Genomic DNA, 17,415 nt, shown 5'->3' with positions numbered 1-17,415 from the left:
TCAGAAGTGAAACGCGGTAGCGCCGATGGTAGTGTGGCATTCGCCATGCGAGAGTAGGACACTGCCAGGCACCCAATACAAGAAACCCCGCTCTATGAGCGGGGTTTTTTATTGCCTGAAAATCAGCAAATCGTCTGATAATTGTCCCGTTTTATTCCTCTCCCTTTGAATGCCTAGTCTTCCCCGTCGGTTTTACTCATAAAAAACGGTCACAACAGCGTAAAATGGTGCTTTATTTCGTCGGAGATAGCCCATGTTTTGTCCAAAATGCGGTGGTCAAACCTTGCAGAGCGTCAGCCCTAAAGAGTTTCTCTGTGGCTGCGGTTTTCATTTTTTCCAGAATGTGGCGACGGCGGTGATGGTGGCGCTTTGCTGGCAGGATGAGGTGCTGGTTGCGGTGCGTGCCCGCAATCCGGGCAAGGGGTTGCTGGATCTGCCGGGCGGATTTGTCGATCCCGGCGAGTCGCTGGAGGAGGCACTGGTGCGCGAGTTGCAGGAGGAGCTGGGGCTCGATGTCAGCGCTCATCCTTGTACCTATCTCGGTTCCTTTCCCAATATCTATATCTACGATGGCATCACCTATCACACCTGTGACACCTTTTTCGCTATCAAGCTGAGTGAAAAACCGTTCATCCAGCCGGCTGACGATGTGGCCGCCTGTCAGTGGCTGAAGATCAGCGATATTCCCTTGCCCCGCTTTGCTTTCGAATCGACGCGCACCGCGGTGGCGCGGCTGCAGCAATCCTCTTTGCAAGCCTGATCCCTGCTGATGACGATGGGGATTGGCAGCGACCATCCCTGTCTCATCCTTGTCCACTTTTGTCCCGCAGACGCCATTCGTCAGACGGTGAGTGGTATAGTCAGCAGTGGATCCGGATTCAAGGAGCATATCGTGAAGAAGATAGTTCTCATCTTGCTCGGCATCGCCGTGGCAGCCTTGCTGGCCATAGTGACGTTGATAAGCCTTATCGACCCCAATCAATTCAAGCCCCAACTGGCTGAACAGGTGCGCAAGAGCACGGGTCGGGAGCTGGTGATGGCGGGGGAGATTGACTGGCGTTTCTGGCCGAGTCTCGGCCTCTCGCTGGAGAAGGTCGCTCTGCGCAATCCGGCCGGTTTTGCCGAGCCGGATCTGGTTCGTTTCGAGCAGGGCGAGGCCTCGGTGGCCCTGTTGCCGCTGCTCTCCCATCGTCTGGAGATCGGCAAGGTGACCCTGAGTGGCGCCCATCTCTTTATCCAGACCAAGGCGGATGGCAGCTCCAATCTGAGCGGACTGCTCAAAGATGCCACTGCTGATGCAAGCGAACCGGTCGTTCCCGCAGCCCCAGCGCCAACCGCTGATAGCAAGCCCTGGCAGATCAGCTTGCAGGGTGTCGCGCTCTCCCAGGCCAGTGCGCTGGTACAGGATGATCGCAGCGGCACGTCGCTGCGACTGGATCGCCTCGATCTCGATATGGGGCAACTGGCCACCGGTCAGTGGGTACCCGTGACGCTGGCCGCCAAGGGGAGTGCCGACAAGCTCGCTTTCGACGTTAAAGGGCAGACCCAGATCAAGCTGGCGCAGGAGGTGATGGCGAGTGAGCTGAAAGATCTGAGCCTCAGCGGCAGCCTGAGTGACCCGTCTCTGCGATTCGACAGTTTCTCCATCAAGGGAGACCGACTGGCCCTTGGTGAGTGGAGCAACCTCACGTTGGCGCTGAAAGGAGCCAAGGGTGAGGGGCAGCAAGCTTCACTGGCTGGTTCGCTGGAAGGAACGCTCAAGGGACGGCTCGATAAAGAGATGAAGCTGGCCGAGCTCTCCGATGTGCTGCTGACGGCTGCGCTGGAAGGTGATGCGCTGCCGCGCCCGCAGATGAAGCTGAAACTGGCCGGGTTTGCCCGTGCCGAGCTCGACAAGGAGTTGATTACCCTGAGCAAGCTGGTGATGAGTGCTGATGAGGCGCTGCTGAGTGGTGATGGAACCGTGCAGCTTGGCGCTGTTCCCTCGATCAGCTTCGATCTCAAGGGGGAGAAGCTGGATCTCGACAAATGGCTCGCCAGATCGGCACCGACCACACCAGCGCAGGCGAGAGAGGACAAACCAACGGTCGGTGCTTCCAATACCGCTGCAACTGGCGATAAAGAAGCAACCGGCAAGAGCGAAGCACTCTCCGCGGTTGAACCGGATCTGGGCGCGCTCAAAGGGGTGGATCTGGATGGTCGGTTGCAACTCGGTAGCCTGCGCCTGAAAGGGCTGGATCTCGGTACTGTCGATCTGCAGGTGGTTTTGGCCAAGGGACTGCTGACGCTCAAACAGTTCAGCGCGACCGTGGCGGGCGGTCAGGTAAGCGCGAAAGGGGTTCTCGACGCACGCCAGCAACCCGCCACCTACAAGGTGCACAAGCAGGTGGCCGGAGTGAACATTCGTCCCTTGCTGCAGACTCTGGCCCAGAGCGATCTGCTGGAGGGTAAGGGCGATCTCGATGTGCAGGTGCAGGGGCGTGGTCTCTCCCCTCTGGCACTGCGCAACGGAATGCAGGGCAAGGTGACCTTGAAGCTGAGCGACGGCGCCCTGCACGGCATCAACCTAGCGGAAATGATCCGCGAGGCGCGGGCCACCCTCACCGGCAAGGGGGCCGAGCAGGTGAAGGAGGCGCGCAAGACCGACTTCAGCGCCCTCACCGCCAGCTTCCAGATTGCCGACGGCATCGCCCGTAGCAACGACATCCAGCTCTTTGCCCCCGCCTTGCGGGTCAAGGGCGAGGGGCAGACGGCGCTGGTGCTGGAGAGCCTCGACTTCCTGTTCCTCACCTCCATTGTCGAGAGCAGCAAGGGGCAGGGGGGCAAGGATGTGGATGAGCTGAAGGAGATCACCATTCCGGTGCGGATCGGCGGTCACTGGCAAGCCCCCAGCTACCAGCTCGATGTGAAGGCTCTGCTTAGCAACAACAAGCTGCTGGAGGATAAGGCGCGCAAGGAGGCCGAACGCGGCCTCAAGAAGCTGCTGGGGGACAAGGCCGACAATGAAGCCGTCAAAGGGGTGGCTGACCAGCTGCTCAAGGGATTGTTCAAATAGCCCCAGCCTTTCGTTTTATCCCCATGCAGAGCCCGCCCCGTGCGGGCTCTTTCTTATTGTGGAGACCGTTCTGTGAGTGTCGTATCGGACTAGGCATTGGCCTGGCAACTCTATAGGGAAGGGCCCGCCTGAATTGCTTCAGGCGGGCCCTTTTTCATTGCCGCAGGCGGGAATTACTCCCCCAGCAGGGTTTGCCAGACGCCGAGGACATGGCTGCGCTCACTCTGCAGCTGATCGTCGCTCACCTTGCGGGAGATCTCCGAGAGGTTGAGGCGATGGCCGAGGTTGCGGATCTCCAGATAGGCCTGTTTCAGCCCCTCTGCCTGCTCCAGGGTCATCACCCCTGCCAGGACGCACTCGTCGAAGATGCGTACGTTATCGGACCAGCGTGTGAGGGCATCGGGCTCGCCGCAGGCGTGGGCCAGCACCAGATACTGGGCGATAAACTCGATATCCACCATGCCGCCGGGGGACTGCTTGAGGTCGAACTCGCCAGCCCCCGCTTTCAGCAGGTGATCCCGCATCTTGTGGCGCATCTCGCGCACCTCGCGGGCCAGGGTCGGCAGGTCGCGCTCCTTGGCCAGCACGGCGCGGCGGATGCGGGCAAACTCGGCGATCACCGCCTCATCGCCATAGATGGGACGGGCCCGCACCAGCGCCTGATGTTCCCAGGTCCAGGCCTCGCTTTGCTGATACAGCTCGTAGGCCGACAGCGACGAGACCAGCAGGCCGGAGTCGCCGGAGGGGCGCAGCCGCATATCGATCTCGTAGAGAATGCCGGAGGGGGTGCGGGTGCTGAACAGGTGCAGGATCCGCTGGGCAAGGCGCAGGTAGAACTGGCGGCTATCGATGGGCTTGCGGCCATCTGTGTAGCTGTTGGGATCGCCGCCGTGCAGGAACACCAGATCGAGATCCGAGCCGTAGCCGAGCTCGATGCCACCCAGCTTGCCGTAGGCCACCACCGCAAAGCCGCGCTGGCCGCTCACCGCCACCTCGGGTGGCACCCCGTAGCGCTCGCTCATCTGGGACCAAGCCTGATTGACCACCTCTTCGGTGATCGCCTCCGCCAGCCAGGTGAGGTGGTCGCTCACCTTCATCAGCGGCAGGGCGCCGGCGATGTCGGCCGCCACGATACGCAGCAGTTGCACCTGCTTGAACTGGCGCAGCGCCTCCATCTGCTGCTCCACGTCCTCTTCGGGGATGCGCAGCAGGAACTGGCGCAGCTGGGGCTTGTACTGATCGAGCGGGGTGGGGTGATAGAGGTGCTGGGGATCGAGCAGCTCGTCCAGCAGGATGGGGTAGCGGGCCAGCTGCTCGCTCACCAGATGGCTGGCGTCACACAGCCGCACCAGCTGGCGCAGGGCGCCCGGGTTTTCCGCCAGCAGCTGCAGATAGGCGCTGCGGGTGAAGATACGGGTCAGCAACTCGCACACCCGTTCGAACAGGCGGGCGGGTTGCTCGCTGGCGACCACCAGCCGCAGCAGCTCCGGCATCAGCCAGTCCAGCGCGATGCGCCCCTGCGGCCCCACCTGACGGCGCTTGTACTCCTCCTTGAAACGCAGCAGAGCGGCGCAGAGCGGGGCGGGCTCGGCCACCCCCTGCGCGGTCAGCAGTTGCTCCAGCTCGGCGGCGTCAAGCTCGGTGCGCCAGAGATCGAGCCAGAGCTGCTCCAGATGGGCGGGGGCCTCCTTCTCTTCCCCCACCACGGCGACGAACTCCTGATGGACGGCGGCCATCTCCTCATCCAGATAAGCCATAAAGGCGCCCCAGTCGGCAAAACCCAGAGCAGCGATCAGCCGCTGGCGATCCCGCTCTTCGGTGGGCAGGGTCTGGGTCTGCTGATCGCCGATCTCCTGCAATATGTTCTCGACCCGGCGCAGGAAGCGATAGGCCGTCAGCAAGCGATCGCAATGGGCAGATTCGAGGGCGCCACATTGGGCGATGGCAGCCAGCGCTTCGGGCAGGTGGCGCACCCGCAGCGCCGGTTCACGACCGCCGCGAATAAGTTGCAGCGCCTGGGCGATAAACTCCACTTCACGGATGCCGCCAGCCCCCAGCTTGATGTTGCCCTCCAGCCCCTTGCGGCGCACCTCGGCGGCGATCATCGCCTTCATCTGGCGCAGGCCGTCGATGACGCCAAAGTCGATATAGCGGCGAAACACGAAGGGGCGCAGCATCTCGGCCAGCTCCACCGCGTGTTCACACTGGGGCCCCAGCACCCGCGCCTTGACCATGGCGTAGCGCTCCCAGTTGCGGCCGTGATGCTGGTAGTAATCCTCCATGGCGGCAAAGGAGATGGCGAGCGGCCCCGCATCGCCAAAGGGGCGTAAGCGCATATCGACCCGGAACACCTGACCATCCTGAGTGGGCTGGTGGAGGGCGTTGATGATGCGCTGACCGAGTTTGATGAAAAATTGCTGGTTGGCCAGCTCGCGCCGCCCGCCGACCGTGTAGCCGTTCTCGGGGAAGGTGAAGATAAGGTCGATGTCCGAGGAGAAGTTGAGCTCGCCACCGCCGAGCTTGCCCATGCCGAGGATAAGCAGCGGTTGCGGGTTGCCGTTGCCGTCCATCGGGGTGCCCAGTTCGCCACACTGTTTGGTGTAGAGCCAGTCGCGGGCAGAGCAGATCAGGGCATCCGCCAGTTTGGTGAGGTGGATAAAGCTCTCTTCTACTTCAGCGTGGCCCAGCAGCTCGCGCCAGGCGATCACCAGCATGCGGCTGCGGCGGAACTGGCGCAGGATGCGCTTGAGCGCCTCTTCATCGCTTACCTCGGCGAGCAGGGCGGTCAGATCGTGCTGGTAAGCGGGCCAGCGTTCGGTTCGTTCGAGATCACCGGAGGCGAGCAGTTCGGTCAGCAACTCCGGCTGTTTGAAGAGGGAGTCGGCGACAAAATCGGAGAGGCCGAGCAGGGTCAGCAGGGTCTGGCGAACGGGCTCGGGCAGCGAGCCATAGTCGGGGGCCAGCTCGACCAGTCGCTGCCATTGGCGCTCGGCCTGTTCTTGCAGCAGGGGGGAGAAGGCGGAGAAAGAGGGAGAGTGCTGGGCCACGGTTGCCGTCCTTGTGGTTCACGACAGCGGGTTAACGACACGAGGTTAACAACGCTGCCGGTTCAAAATGGTGGCTGCCAATCTAGCACTGTCAGGCCCCCGCGTCACAGCGCAGGGGCGAGAAGCATGATCCGGCAAATAAAAATGGGCTCCCTGTCGGGAGCCCATCGGATTGCGCTGGTCATTATCAGTGGCTATCGACCCAGACGAACTTGAGCACGAACAGCAGGGCCACCACCAGCACGCAGGGGTTGATCTCGCGCCAGCGGCCGGTACCCGCCTTCATCACGCAGTAGGAGATAAAGCCGACGGCGATCCCCTCGGTGATGGAGAAGCTGAACGGCATCATGACGGCGGTCATAAAGGCCGGTACCGCTTCGGTCAAATCTTCCCACTTCACCCGGGTCAGCTCGGAGCACATCAGCACGCCCACATAGATAAGGGCGCCAGCGGCAGCATAGGCCGGCACCATGGCGGCGACCGGGGAGAAGAAGATAGCCAGCAGGAACAGCAGGCCGACCACGATGGCGGTCAGACCGGTACGGCCGCCGACGGCGACGCCGGAGCTGCTCTCGATAAAGGCGGTGACCGAGGAGGTGCCCATGAAGGCGCCGCCGACGGAGCTCACGCTATCCACCATCAGCGCCTGTTTCATGCGCGGGAAGTGGCCCTTGTCATCGGCCAGCTTGGCGCGGTTGGTGACGCCGATCAGGGTGCCGGAAGAGTCAAACAGGTTGACCAGCATAAAGGAGAAGATGATGCCGGCCAGGCTGATGTCGAGCGAACCCATCAGATCCAGCTGGCCGAACACTGGCTCGATGCTGGGGGGCATGGAGACGAAGCCCTTGAAGGTGACATCGCCAAACAGCCAGCCCAGACCCGTGGTGACCACGATGGCGATCAGCACGGCGGAATGAACGCCGCGGGCGGAGAAGATGCAGATCAGGAAGAAACCGAGCAGACCCAGCAGGCAGGGCAGGGAAGTGAGGTTGCCCACGGTCACCATGGTCGCGGGGCTGGCCACAACGATCCCGGCGTTGTGCAGGCCGAGCAGGGCAATCAGCAGACCGATACCGGCGGTGATGCCAACCCGCAGGGTGAGCGGAATGTTGCCGATCAGCCAGTAGCGCACCCGCAGCAGGGTGAGGATCAACAGACCCATGGCACCCCAGAAGATGGTGCCCATGCCCACTTGCCAGGAGTAACCCATGCCGGCGACCACCACGAAGGCGAAGAAGGCGTTGAGGCCCATGGCGGGGGCCAGCGCGATCGGCAGGTTGGCCAACAGGCCCATCAGGATGCTGCCGATACCGGCGATGAGGCAGGTGGTGACGAACACGGCCTGGGTGTCCATGCCCGCAGCAGAGAGGATCTGCGGGTTGACGAACACGATGTAGACCATGGTCAGGAAGGTGGTGATACCTGCGATCACTTCGGTGCGGGCGGTAGTGCCATGGCCTTGCAGGGCAAACAGGCGCTCAAGCAATCCTTGCCCGGCGGCCTGATTGGCAGCTTGGTGTTGTTGATTCATGTTGGATTCCAATAGGTGACGTGAAATAAGCAGCAGGGGAACGGGCTATCCCATCCATGCGGGGTAAATTGCCCTGTTTCTGGCGGTTAAGTAACCAGACTCGTCCTGATACCGTGACAGCGCGCACATTTTTACACAGGCGGCGCCGTTTACAAACCCCGGATCTGCGAAGCGGATCAATGAATAGAGCAAAAATTCAAACGTTTGCTTTTTGAGCATGAAAAAAGGTTCTCAGCAGAGAACCTTTTATCGAAAAGTGGGGACTTAAAGGGTCTTGAAGTAGCGCTCGACCAGCTGGGCCAGCACAGAATCGAGCCGGTCTTGAACCTCACCCAGTTCGCGGCCGAGGCGGCGCAGAAACAGGCTTGCCTGCTCTTCGGTCAGCTTGCGCCCCTCGATAAAGAACTCTTGCTCCGGCAGCTGCTTGTCATAGCGGGGGATCAGCACCCAGCTCACCAGCTCGGGCTCCACGGCGGCAAAAATCTTGGCAGCAGCGGCACAGAAGGTCTCTATATGTGTCTTGCCATCCGGCCCGAGACAACCCGGTTCAACCCGGATCTGGATGGTGAGTTTTTTCTCTATGGGGGTCGTCATCGTGCTACATCCATGCAAAGGCATCCGTCTAGGATTGTAAGCCAAAAGACAACAGAAAGGGGAGCCGGAGCTCCCCTTGTGACGTTGGTCGCAGCTGCAATGGTACGGCTTGTACCGACTGACAGCTTACTTGGCGATGCGCTTGTACTTCGCGCGGTGCGGCTGGATCGCCTCGGCGCCGTAGGTCTTCTTCTTCCACTCTTCGTATTCGGTGAAGTTGCCTTCGAAGAACTCGATCTTGCCCTCGTCCTGATAGTCCAGGATGTGGGTGGCGATGCGGTCGAGGAACCAGCGGTCGTGGGAGATGACCATGGCGCAACCCGGGAACTCCAGCAGGGCGTTCTCGAGGGCGCGCAGGGTTTCGATATCCAGATCGTTGGTCGGTTCATCCAGCAGCAGCACGTTGCCGCCGGTCTGCAGCAGCTTGGCCAGATGCAGACGACCGCGCTCACCACCGGAGAGTTCGCCAACCCGCTTCTGCTGGTCGGAACCCTTGAAGTTGAAGCGGCCAATATAGGCGCGGCTAGGGAACTCGTAGTTGCCGATGCGCAGGATATCCTGACCGTCAGCGACCTCTTCGAATACCGTCTTCTTGTCATCCATGCTGTCGCGGAACTGATCGACAGAGGCCAGTACCACGGTTTCACCCAGGGTGATGGTACCGGAATCCGGCTGCTCCTGACCCGACATCATGCGGAACAGGGTCGACTTACCGGCACCGTTCGGGCCGATGATGCCGACGATGGCACCCTTCGGAATGGCAAATGACAGATCGTCGATCAGCACCCGATCACCGTAAGATTTGCGCAGGTTGGCCACTTCCACCACCTTGTCGCCGAGGCGCGGTCCGGGCGGAATGAACAGCTCGTTGGTCTCGTTGCGCTTCTGGTAGTCGTTGGTGTTGAGCTCTTCGAAGCGAGCCATACGGGCCTTTGACTTGGCCTGACGCCCTTTCGGGTTTTGACGAACCCACTCCAGCTCTTTCTCGATGGACTTGCGACGGGCAGCTTCAGAACTTGCTTCCTGCGCCAGACGGGCGTCCTTCTGCTCCAGCCAGGAGGAGTAGTTGCCTTCCCACGGGATACCTTCGCCGCGGTCCAGCTCCAGGATCCAGCCCGCTACGTTGTCGAGGAAGTAACGGTCGTGGGTGATCGCCACTACAGTGCCTTCGTAGTCGTGCAGGAAGCGCTCCAGCCAGGCCACGGATTCCGCATCCAGGTGGTTGGTCGGTTCGTCCAGCAGCAGCATGTCCGGCTTTTCCAGCAGCAGACGGCACAGTGCCACACGGCGGCGCTCACCACCGGAAAGGTGCTTGATCTTGGCATCCCATGCCGGCAGGCGCAGGGCATCGGCCGCCCGCTCCAGCTGGTTTTCCATGTTGTGGCCGCCCTGAGCCTGGATGATGGCTTCCAGCTCGCCCTGTTCGCGGGCCAGCTTGTCAAAGTCGGCATCCGGGTCGGCGTAGGCCGCATAGACCTCGTCCAGACGGGCCATGGCGCGCTTCACTTCGCCAACGGCCTCTTCGACCGCCTCGCGTACGGTCTGCTCCGGATCCAGCTTCGGCTCCTGCGGCAGGTAGCCGATCTTGATGCCGGGCTGCGGACGGGCTTCCCCTTCGATCTCGGTGTCGATGCCTGCCATGATACGCAGCAAGGTCGATTTACCGGCGCCGTTCAGACCCAGCACGCCGATCTTGGCGCCTGGGAAGAAGCTCAAGGAGATGTTCTTGAGAATATGACGCTTGGGCGGCACTACCTTGCCGACCCGGTTCATGGTGTAAATAAATTGAGCCATTGGCTAATTCTCTTCCTTTTCAGCAGGTTAATGTCTTGGCATTAACAGACTGATGTCGTGGTGGGGCCTGGTCGACACAGGTCAACCCGGTTCCAAAAAACGTTCCGATTGTAAACCAATGGGCAAGGGGGGGCAAAGATGGGGGGGGGAAGATAGGCCGCCTGTCATGACGGCCTCTTATAGGGCCTTATGCCTTGTGGAAACTGTTGATCAGCGCGTTTGCGTAATCAATGACAAATTGCTGGCAGTGGATGGCAGTCTGCGGGTCAAACTCTTCACCGTGGAGATCGGTATTGGAGAGTACCCGGATGCCGACAAAGGGTACCTTGTAGGCCTCAGCCACTAGGGCGGCGGAGGAGGTTTCCATCTCTTCCGCGGCGGTCTGGTAGGTCTGATGCAGCCAGTTGATGCGCGCTACCTGTCGGTTCCACTCATCGGCGGTGCCAATGATGCCGCCTACTACTCGGCCGTGGCGATAGCGATCGGCCATACCGAGGGCGCGGCCAATCAGCTCGGGATCGCCAGCGAACGAGCTGTGCTCCACCAGCTTGCCGTTATCGCGCAGACGCATGGTGACCTCGAAGTTGTGCCATTTGCTCGGATCGACGCCTTGCTCGGCGGGCATCAGGTCACTGCGATAGGCTCCCATGTTGAAGCTCTTGGTGCCGATAACGATATCGCCCCGGTGCAGTGCCGGATCATGGCCTCCTGCCGTACCCTGATTGATGATGAGACGCGGCTTGAAACGCTCAATCGCCAACGTGGTGGCGGCAGCGGCATTGGCCAGACCCACCTCGGTGCGGGAGATGACCACCGGATAGTCCGAGATAGTACCCTGCCAGTATGTCCAGGCCCCCACAGTCAGCTCCGTCTTGTCTTTCAGTGCGGCAACGAGAGTTTCGACTTCGACGTCCATCGCCCCCTGGATCAGGATGGGGGCCGGGGTGGCCGCCATCACGCTGGAGGAGAGGAGGGCAAAGAGGGTGAGCAGGCGCGAACAGCGTTTGATGATATTCATGGGATACCTGTAGGGCTGGCGAGAAAGCGCCGGATCCTACCGAAAGGAAAACGGTTGCGCAATGTTGGTGCGTGTTTTGTCAGTAACGGACATGCTGATGAATGGCCTCAGGGCTGCTTGTGGCCAGCGAAGTAGAGCACCCGTTTTACATACTCCTGTGTTTCGTCATAGGGTGGGATCCCGCCATAGCGTTCCACCGCTTTTTCCCCGGCATTGTAGGCCGCCGAGATCAGTACCCAGTCGCCATCGAAGCGGCGATCCAGCCACTTGAGATAACTGACGCCTCCCTTGATGTTCTGTGCCGGATCAAAGGGGTGAGTGACACCAAACCGCTGCTGGGTTTCGGGGATCAGCTGCATCAGCCCCTGAGCATTCTTGGGTGAAACGGCACGGCTGTTGAGATTGGATTCGGCGATGGCAATCGCCAGCACCAGCCGGGCATCCACCTTATGGTGTTTGGCGGCGTGGCGCAGCATGGTGACCAGTTCTTGCTTGGCAGGAGGCTGGCGGGCCACCCAGGTGTCGACATTGAAGGGGGTGGAAGGGAGCCCGGCCAGATAGCCACCCTGACCGCCACGGATCCCGATGCCGCACTGATCACCCATGGGGGCATTGCCGATGCGAGCGTTGTAGTAGCGGGCAGCCTGCCGGTTACCAAGGCGCATTGCCATGGCGAGGTAGCTGTTGGCCAGCTTGGCGCTGCGTACCGAGGCGGGGCCGGTGGCGAGCAGGCGGCCGATTCGGAAATATCCCTCTGGGTTGCCAGTGCTGGCGGCGACACAGTAGAGGGTGATGGCCTTTTGCAGATTGCCGTGTTGCTGGGCCACTTGACCCTGCTTGATCGCCGTCAGCGCCTTGGGGGCCTGTCTGAAATCCCTGCCTTGTGCCATCGCCCGCGGCGTACCTGCCAGTAACAACGACAAAAAAAGCAGCAAAAACAGTCCGTTTTCGCTGATGTGCCTCATGGGTTATCTCCTGTTTGAGTACAGAAGATATAGAGGAACATGGCTGCTATCGCCATGAACCCAGTGGATCCTGTTGTTATAGCCGGTTGGTTTCAGAGAGCAAAACGGTATGGAACTAACGGCATCTCGACAGTTTCACACCATTTTTCATCCGGTTAAAAGTCGTGGTGATACTCCTGCTCATCCAGCACGGCGGGAGGAAGCGCGCGATAGAAGCTGCCAATTTCGCTGACAACCCAGAGCAAAAGCAGGGCCAGCAGGCTGAGCAGGGGAAGCAGAGAGTGGCTCTGGGTCAGGGCATAGGCCGCAATGGCGGCACCGGTCAAAAGCAGGGTTCGGATCATGAGGTGGCTCCTTGTCGTCATGGGGGGGTTGCGTGGCCACGGACAGAGCGCCTGGGGTCGGGAGTTGTTCCCGGGTGGCACGAAGCGCGCTGAGTATATCGCGTCATGCCGCTGCCGATCCGTGGTGTCATCACACTTTCCATAGTCATGGGTTTCGTATCGAGTTGGGCCCCGCCAGATGCGGGGCCAGTAATGGTTTGACGGTCAGAAGAAACCGCCGTTGTTATCGTCACTGTCGGCCCAGCCGCCACTCAGGTTATCGTCGTCGAGAAAACTGCTGCCAACATCGGGAGGTGAATCCCAGCCGTCCCAGCGTACCGGTTCCGCATCGACCGGATTGGCGATGGGCGCTGGCTCTATTATGTCGATGATCTCCTCGGGCCGGTTGCTGTGAAACAGTCCGCCGATCATGTCGGCCAGCATCACGCCACCGGCAACCCCGGCTGCGGTTTGCAGGGCGCCCCCTAAAAAGGAGCTGGCACGGGACGCGGGCTGGGCAGGCGCGGTTGCCGGTGGCGGCGTAAAGCGCGGGGGCGTGCTGCTCTCGCTACCAAACAGGCCGGAGAGAAAACTGCCGCCGCTCGAACTGTTCTGGCTGGCCTCCAGCTCCTTGACTCGATCGTTGAGGCGGGTAAGGGCTGCCTGCTGGATCAGCAGCGCCTGGGCCATGTAGTAGGGGGCATCGGGCTGCTGGGCCAGATGCTGGCGGATCAGCTGATCCGCTTGTGGGTCTCGTTTGCTATCCCTGGCTTGCGCTTGCTTGAGGCGGTCGAACAGTCCATCGATCAGACCCTGTTCCTGTGATTGCATCTCAAATCCTCGCTATGGTGCGCAGACAGTGCGTTCAGCCATCCTAAAACCCGCGGGGCATCAGTGGTATCTGATTAACTCATCAATGACCGAGAGGCTGCCCGTGCTCGTCAGCGGACGGGCCGGTAGTAGTTGAGATACCAGCGGACAAACTCGGCAACACCTTGCTTGAGGGGCGTGGCGGGGCGCAGGCCGGTGAGGGTGTGCAGCGGCTCGCTGTCGGCCCAGGTGGCGTGCATGTCGCCTGCCTGCATCGGCTGCATCCGCTTGATGGCGGGCTTGCCGATGGCCTCTTCCAGCGCCTCGATAAAATCGAGCAGCCGCACCGGCTGGCCGTTGCCGATATTGAGGATGCGGTAGGGGGCGGCGCTCTCGGCCGCGCTCTGCTCGCTGGCATGCCAATCGGGATTGGGGCGGGGCGGCTGGTCGGCCATGGTGAGGATCCCCGCGACGATGTCGTCTATGTAGGTGAAGTCGCGGCTGAGATCGCCGTGGTTGTATACGTCGATAGGCTCGCCCGCGAGGATGGCGCGGGTGAACTTGATGATGGCCATGTCAGGCCGGCCCCAGGGGCCGTAGACGGTAAAGAAGCGCAGCCCTGTGGTGGGCAGGCCATAGAGGGTAGAGTAGGCGTGGGCCATCAGCTCGCCGCTCTTTTTGGTCGCAGCGTAGAGGGAGACCGGGTGATCCACCTGCTGCGCGGTGGAGTAGGGCATCTGATCCCCCATGCCATAGACCGAGCTGGAGGAGGCGTAGATGAGGTGCTGAATCCCGTGGTGACGACACCCCTCCAGCACCGTCAGCATGCCGGTAAGGTTGCTGTCGGCATAGGCGAACGGATTGTCGATGGAGTAGCGCACCCCCGCCTGTGCCCCCAGATGGATCACCCGCTCGAAACCGTGGCTGGCAAAGAGGGCCGCCATGGCTTCACGATCCGCCAGATCCAGCCGCTCGAAGCGAAAATTGGGGAAACTGGCCAGTTGGGCCAGCCGTGCCTCTTTCAGAATCACCTCGTAGTAGTCGTTAAGGTTATCGATCCCCACCACCCGATGGCCTGCGGCGCACAGCTTGCTGGCCACATGAAAACCGATAAAACCGGCGACGCCGGTGACCAGATACGTCATGGTTGGGGTCCTGTGCAGATCATGGGGCTCCTTACGGTGATGGGAAAAGGGGGCTGCGCTTTGTAGCAGAGCCGGCGCGTTTGTGCCATGGCAAACCGCCTCTGACGGCGCGGCATGCTGCATCTTGGTGCAGCGAGTGTCAATGCCAGATGACAGGCACCAGAATGGGGCGTTCAGCCTGACTGTTGTGATCCTTTTCACAAAAAATAGACTGGACCCCATAACGAAGCCCTGTGGACAGGGCTCGCAGCCCGCCCGCAACGGCAGGCGACAGACACTCTCTCTTTACTTCGCTTGGATACAGGTTATGGACAACACCTCGATTCGCACTGCCCATCCTATTTATGAGGATGTGCTGGCCCTGCTGACGGCGGCCGGCTTTGTTTCCCTCGGCATCTTTCTGTTTCATCAGGTTGGCCTGCTCACCGGCGGGACTGCCGGGCTGGCGCTGCTGCTGCAAAAGGTGACCGGCATCAGCTTCGGCCTGCTGTTTTTCGGCATCAACCTGCCCTTCTATGCGCTGGCATGGCTGCGGATGGGGCCACGTTTTACCTTCAACACCTTTGTCTCAGTGGCAGCAGTCTCCTACATGACAGATCACCTTAACGGGGTGTTGCAGATCGGCAAGATAGAGCCCCTCTATGCGGCGCTGATCGGCGGCACCCTGATTGGCATGGGTCTGCTCATCATGTTCCGTCACAAGTCGAGTCTGGGGGGGTTCAACATTCTGGCGCTCTTTATTCAGGATCGCTTTGGCATCCGGGCGGGCAAGCTGCAGATGGGGCTCGATTGCGCCATTGTTGTCGCCTCGTTTTTCGTGGTGCAGCCCTGGATCCTGGCGCTTTCCATCGTGGCGGCGGTTATCTGTAATCTGGTGTTGACACTCAACCACAAGCCGGGCCGTTACCAGATTGCCTGACAAGCTGCGGCAGTGGCTCGATATTGCAAGAGTGACCCGATAGCACGAGGCGGCCTGATGGCCGCCTCGTCTGTTTCTACCCTGGTGTTTGTTCGCTGCGCCTAGCTTGCCTGCTCCAGCCTGCTGTCACCGCTCATGGCGTTGCCACTGATGGCGCTGCCGCTGATAGCGTGACCACTGACGGCGAGCGGGGTGTGGCAGGCCACCTGATGATGGGCCTCATCACACGCCTCAAGCTTGGGCGCCTTGCTTTTGCACAGCTCGGTCGCATGGGGGCAGCGCTGGTGGAAGTGGCAGCCGCTTGGCGGCGAGATGGGGGAGGGCACATCGCCGGTCAGCAGAATGCGCTGGCTGCGCCTGCGCGGGTCCGGCACCGGAATGGCGGAGATCAGCGCCTGGGTATAGGGGTGGCGCGGCGCCAGATAGAGCGACTGGGCATCCGCCAGCTCGACGATCCGTCCCAGATACATCACCGCGATGCGATCCGAGATGTGTTTGACCACCGACAGATCGTGGGCGATGAAGATGATGGAGAGGTTCATCTCTCGCTGCAGGCTGAGCAGCAGGTTGACGATCTGCGACTGCACCGAGACATCGAGGGCCGAGACTGCCTCGTCGCACACCAGCAGCTTGGGCTTGAGGGCGATGGCGCGGGCGATGCCGATCCGCTGGCGCTGACCGCCGGAAAACTCGTGGGGGTAGCGATCCACCGCACTTCCCGGCAGGCTCACTTTTGCCAGCAGCTCTTGCACCCAGCCGCGCCGCTGCTCAGTGTTGCCTTTACCGTGGATGATAAAGGGCTCCTCCAGGATCTGGCCCACGGTGTGGCGGCTGTTGAGGGATTCTGCAGGGTCCTGAAACACCATCTGCATCTCCTGACGCAGGGAGCGCATCTCCTTCGGGCTGAGGGCGGTGATGTCGCGCCCCTCGAAGGTGATGGTGCCTGCGGTCGGCTCGAACAGCTTGAGCAGGCTGCGCCCGAGGGTGGACTTGCCGCAGCCCGACTCACCCACCAGCCCCAGCGTCTCCCCCTGCTTGAGATCGAAGCTGATGCCATCCACCGCATGAACCGTATATTGCTTGCGCAGGAAGCCGCCTCCCAGCCGGAAGTGCTGTTTCAGATCCCTGACCGATAACAGAGTGCTCATGGGGTCAACTCCTTCCAGTAGTGACAGGCGACATGGTGGCGCGGATTGAGTTGCTCCACCGCCGGAATGGCGCTGATGCAGAGATCGGTCGCATGGGGGCAGCGGTTGGAGAAGCGGCAGCCAGCGGGCATCTCGTGCAGGGCTGGCACCTGTCCCTTGATGGTCTTGAGCAGGCTCTTGGGCTCATCCTCCAGGCGCGGGATCGAGCTCATCAGGCCGTGGGTATAGGGGTGACGGGGATGGTCAAACAGTTCGAACACATCGGCCTGCTCCACCGCCCGCCCGGCGTACATCACCACCACTTCGTCGCACAGCTCTGCAACCACCCCCAGATCGTGGGTGATAAAGATGATGGCCATCCCGGTCTGGGCCTGCAGCTCTTTCATCAGTTCGAGGATCTGGGCCTGAATGGTAACATCCAGCGCCGTGGTCGGCTCGTCGCAGATAAGCAAGTCTGGCTCGCAGGAGAGCGCCATGGCGATCATCACCCGCTGGCGCATACCGCCGGAGAGGTTGTGGGGATAGACCGCAAAGCGTTGGGCTGGTTCCGGGATCCCCACCTTCTGCAGCATGGCGATGGCCGCGGCTTTACGCTGGGCCTTGTCATACTCGGGGCGATGGAGACGAAACACCTCCATCAGCTGCTCACCGACCGTCTGCACCGGGTTGAGGGCCGTCATCGGCTCCTGAAAGATCATCGAGATGCGGTTGCCGCGCACCTTGTACATCTGATCCGGCGCAAGCGACAGCAGCTCCTCCCCCTGAAAGCGGATAGAACCGGCTACCACCTGACCGTGGGGTTTGGGCAAGAGCCCCATGATGGCGAGCGAGGTAACGCTCTTGCCACAGCCGGACTCGCCGACGATCCCCAGCGTCTGACCCGGGGCCACCTTGAAGCTGACCCCGTCGAGCACCTTGATTTTGCCGTCATCGACGGCGAACTCCACCTCAAGATCGCGTACTTCGAGGATTGGGGCCTGGTGCTGGCCGTTATCAGCGGCGAACTCCCCCCCGTTATCCGGTACGTCAAGAATGGGGGCCTGAGTGTTGGGCATAACGGCTGCTC

The 17,415-nt window shown here is 61.2% G+C and carries 14 protein-coding genes; 3 read left to right on the top strand and 11 right to left on the bottom strand.

What is annotated here, in order from left to right:
* Nucleotides 1-253 precede the first annotated feature (253 nt).
* Together G5306_RS20220 and G5306_RS20215 are read left to right on the top strand one after the other, a co-directional pair.
* Nucleotides 254-760 carry an NUDIX domain-containing protein gene (locus tag G5306_RS20220; RefSeq protein WP_421313590.1) on the top strand — a complete coding sequence of 169 codons (507 nt, stop codon included), beginning with the start codon at nt 254-256 and terminating at the stop codon, nt 758-760.
* 132 nt (nt 761-892) lie between these two features.
* The gene (locus G5306_RS20215) at nt 893-3,055 is read left to right on the top strand and encodes an AsmA family protein (RefSeq protein ID WP_421313588.1); all 2,163 of its coding nucleotides are present in this window, start codon (nt 893-895) and stop codon (nt 3,053-3,055) included.
* Between the two features lie 173 nt (nt 3,056-3,228).
* Here G5306_RS20215 and glnE read toward each other — a convergent pair whose 3' ends face one another.
* The 9 genes from glnE to G5306_RS20170 all read right to left on the bottom strand — a co-directional run bounded on the left by glnE (nt 3,229) and on the right by G5306_RS20170 (nt 14,282).
* Nucleotides 3,229-6,102: a bifunctional [glutamate--ammonia ligase]-adenylyl-L-tyrosine phosphorylase/[glutamate--ammonia-ligase] adenylyltransferase gene (glnE, locus tag G5306_RS20210; protein ID WP_421313587.1), complete on the bottom strand. Its 2,874-nt coding sequence runs from the start codon at nt 6,100-6,102 to the stop codon at nt 3,229-3,231.
* Between the two features lie 187 nt (nt 6,103-6,289).
* Entirely contained in the window at nt 6,290-7,633 is a 1,344-nt protein-coding gene (locus G5306_RS20205) for an NCS2 family permease (RefSeq protein WP_005343409.1), read from the bottom strand.
* A 264-nt stretch (nt 7,634-7,897) separates the two neighbouring features.
* Entirely contained in the window at nt 7,898-8,227 is a 330-nt protein-coding gene (locus G5306_RS20200; RefSeq protein WP_227341326.1) for a hypothetical protein, read from the bottom strand.
* Between the two features lie 126 nt (nt 8,228-8,353).
* Complete coding sequence (ettA, locus tag G5306_RS20195) at nt 8,354-10,021, bottom strand: energy-dependent translational throttle protein EttA (RefSeq protein WP_139471946.1); 1,668 nt, start codon at nt 10,019-10,021, stop codon at nt 8,354-8,356.
* 187 nt (nt 10,022-10,208) lie between these two features.
* On the bottom strand, nt 10,209-11,039 hold the full coding sequence (locus G5306_RS20190; protein ID WP_216951989.1) for a 5'-methylthioadenosine nucleosidase: 831 nt from the start codon (nt 11,037-11,039) through the stop codon (nt 10,209-10,211).
* Nucleotides 11,040-11,146: 107 nt separating this feature from the next.
* Nucleotides 11,147-12,004, bottom strand: a complete 858-nt coding sequence (locus tag G5306_RS20185; protein WP_216951988.1) for a lytic transglycosylase domain-containing protein — start codon at nt 12,002-12,004, stop codon at nt 11,147-11,149.
* A gap of 155 nt (nt 12,005-12,159) precedes the next feature.
* Nucleotides 12,160-12,348, bottom strand: a complete 189-nt coding sequence (locus G5306_RS20180; protein WP_227341324.1) for a hypothetical protein — start codon at nt 12,346-12,348, stop codon at nt 12,160-12,162.
* Between the two features lie 204 nt (nt 12,349-12,552).
* Nucleotides 12,553-13,158: a DUF2076 domain-containing protein gene (locus tag G5306_RS20175; protein ID WP_421173205.1), complete on the bottom strand. Its 606-nt coding sequence runs from the start codon at nt 13,156-13,158 to the stop codon at nt 12,553-12,555.
* 110 nt (nt 13,159-13,268) lie between these two features.
* Nucleotides 13,269-14,282: an NAD-dependent epimerase gene (locus G5306_RS20170; protein ID WP_421313583.1), complete on the bottom strand. Its 1,014-nt coding sequence runs from the start codon at nt 14,280-14,282 to the stop codon at nt 13,269-13,271.
* 307 nt (nt 14,283-14,589) lie between these two features.
* Between G5306_RS20170 and G5306_RS20165 the strand changes: the two genes are divergently transcribed.
* On the top strand, nt 14,590-15,201 hold the full coding sequence (locus tag G5306_RS20165; RefSeq protein ID WP_005349421.1) for a YitT family protein: 612 nt from the start codon (nt 14,590-14,592) through the stop codon (nt 15,199-15,201).
* Nucleotides 15,202-15,302: 101 nt separating this feature from the next.
* Here the strand turns inward: G5306_RS20165 and G5306_RS20160 are convergent, their stop codons facing one another.
* Nucleotides 15,303-16,349: an ABC transporter ATP-binding protein gene (locus G5306_RS20160; protein WP_421313582.1), complete on the bottom strand. Its 1,047-nt coding sequence runs from the start codon at nt 16,347-16,349 to the stop codon at nt 15,303-15,305.
* Nucleotides 16,346-17,404, bottom strand: coding sequence for an ABC transporter ATP-binding protein (locus G5306_RS20155; RefSeq protein WP_236340973.1), 1,059 nt, complete (start codon nt 17,402-17,404; stop codon nt 16,346-16,348). Before G5306_RS20155 ends, G5306_RS20160 begins: the two co-directional genes overlap by 4 nt.
* Nucleotides 17,405-17,415 lie beyond the last annotated feature (11 nt).

Origin of the sequence: Aeromonas sp. 603404, assembly GCF_049171775.1 — a bacterium.
GTDB classification, from domain to species: Bacteria; Pseudomonadota; Gammaproteobacteria; order Enterobacterales; family Aeromonadaceae; genus Aeromonas; species Aeromonas veronii_A.
This window is presented reverse-complemented; position numbering and strand designations above follow the sequence as displayed.

Bases quoted from the DNA above. Each gene is read 5' to 3' on its own strand.
- G5306_RS20155 (WP_236340973.1), bottom strand. From the start codon at position 17,404: ATGCCCAACACTCAGGCCCCCATTCTTGACGTACCGGATAACGGGGGG.
- G5306_RS20170 (WP_421313583.1), bottom strand. From the start codon at position 14,282: ATGACGTATCTGGTCACCGGCGTCGCCGGTTTTATCGGTTTTCATGTG.
- G5306_RS20165 (WP_005349421.1), top strand. From the start codon at position 14,590: ATGGACAACACCTCGATTCGCACTGCCCATCCTATTTATGAGGATGTG.
- G5306_RS20180 (WP_227341324.1), bottom strand. From the start codon at position 12,348: ATGATCCGAACCCTGCTTTTGACCGGTGCCGCCATTGCGGCCTATGCC.
- G5306_RS20205 (WP_005343409.1), bottom strand. From the start codon at position 7,633: ATGAATCAACAACACCAAGCTGCCAATCAGGCCGCCGGGCAAGGATTG.
- G5306_RS20160 (WP_421313582.1), bottom strand. From the start codon at position 16,349: ATGAGCACTCTGTTATCGGTCAGGGATCTGAAACAGCACTTCCGGCTG.
- G5306_RS20185 (WP_216951988.1), bottom strand. From the start codon at position 12,004: ATGAGGCACATCAGCGAAAACGGACTGTTTTTGCTGCTTTTTTTGTCG.
- G5306_RS20220 (WP_421313590.1), top strand. From the start codon at position 254: ATGTTTTGTCCAAAATGCGGTGGTCAAACCTTGCAGAGCGTCAGCCCT.
- G5306_RS20200 (WP_227341326.1), bottom strand. From the start codon at position 8,227: ATGACGACCCCCATAGAGAAAAAACTCACCATCCAGATCCGGGTTGAA.
- G5306_RS20175 (WP_421173205.1), bottom strand. From the start codon at position 13,158: ATGCAATCACAGGAACAGGGTCTGATCGATGGACTGTTCGACCGCCTC.
- ettA (WP_139471946.1), bottom strand. From the start codon at position 10,021: ATGGCTCAATTTATTTACACCATGAACCGGGTCGGCAAGGTAGTGCCG.
- G5306_RS20190 (WP_216951989.1), bottom strand. From the start codon at position 11,039: ATGAATATCATCAAACGCTGTTCGCGCCTGCTCACCCTCTTTGCCCTC.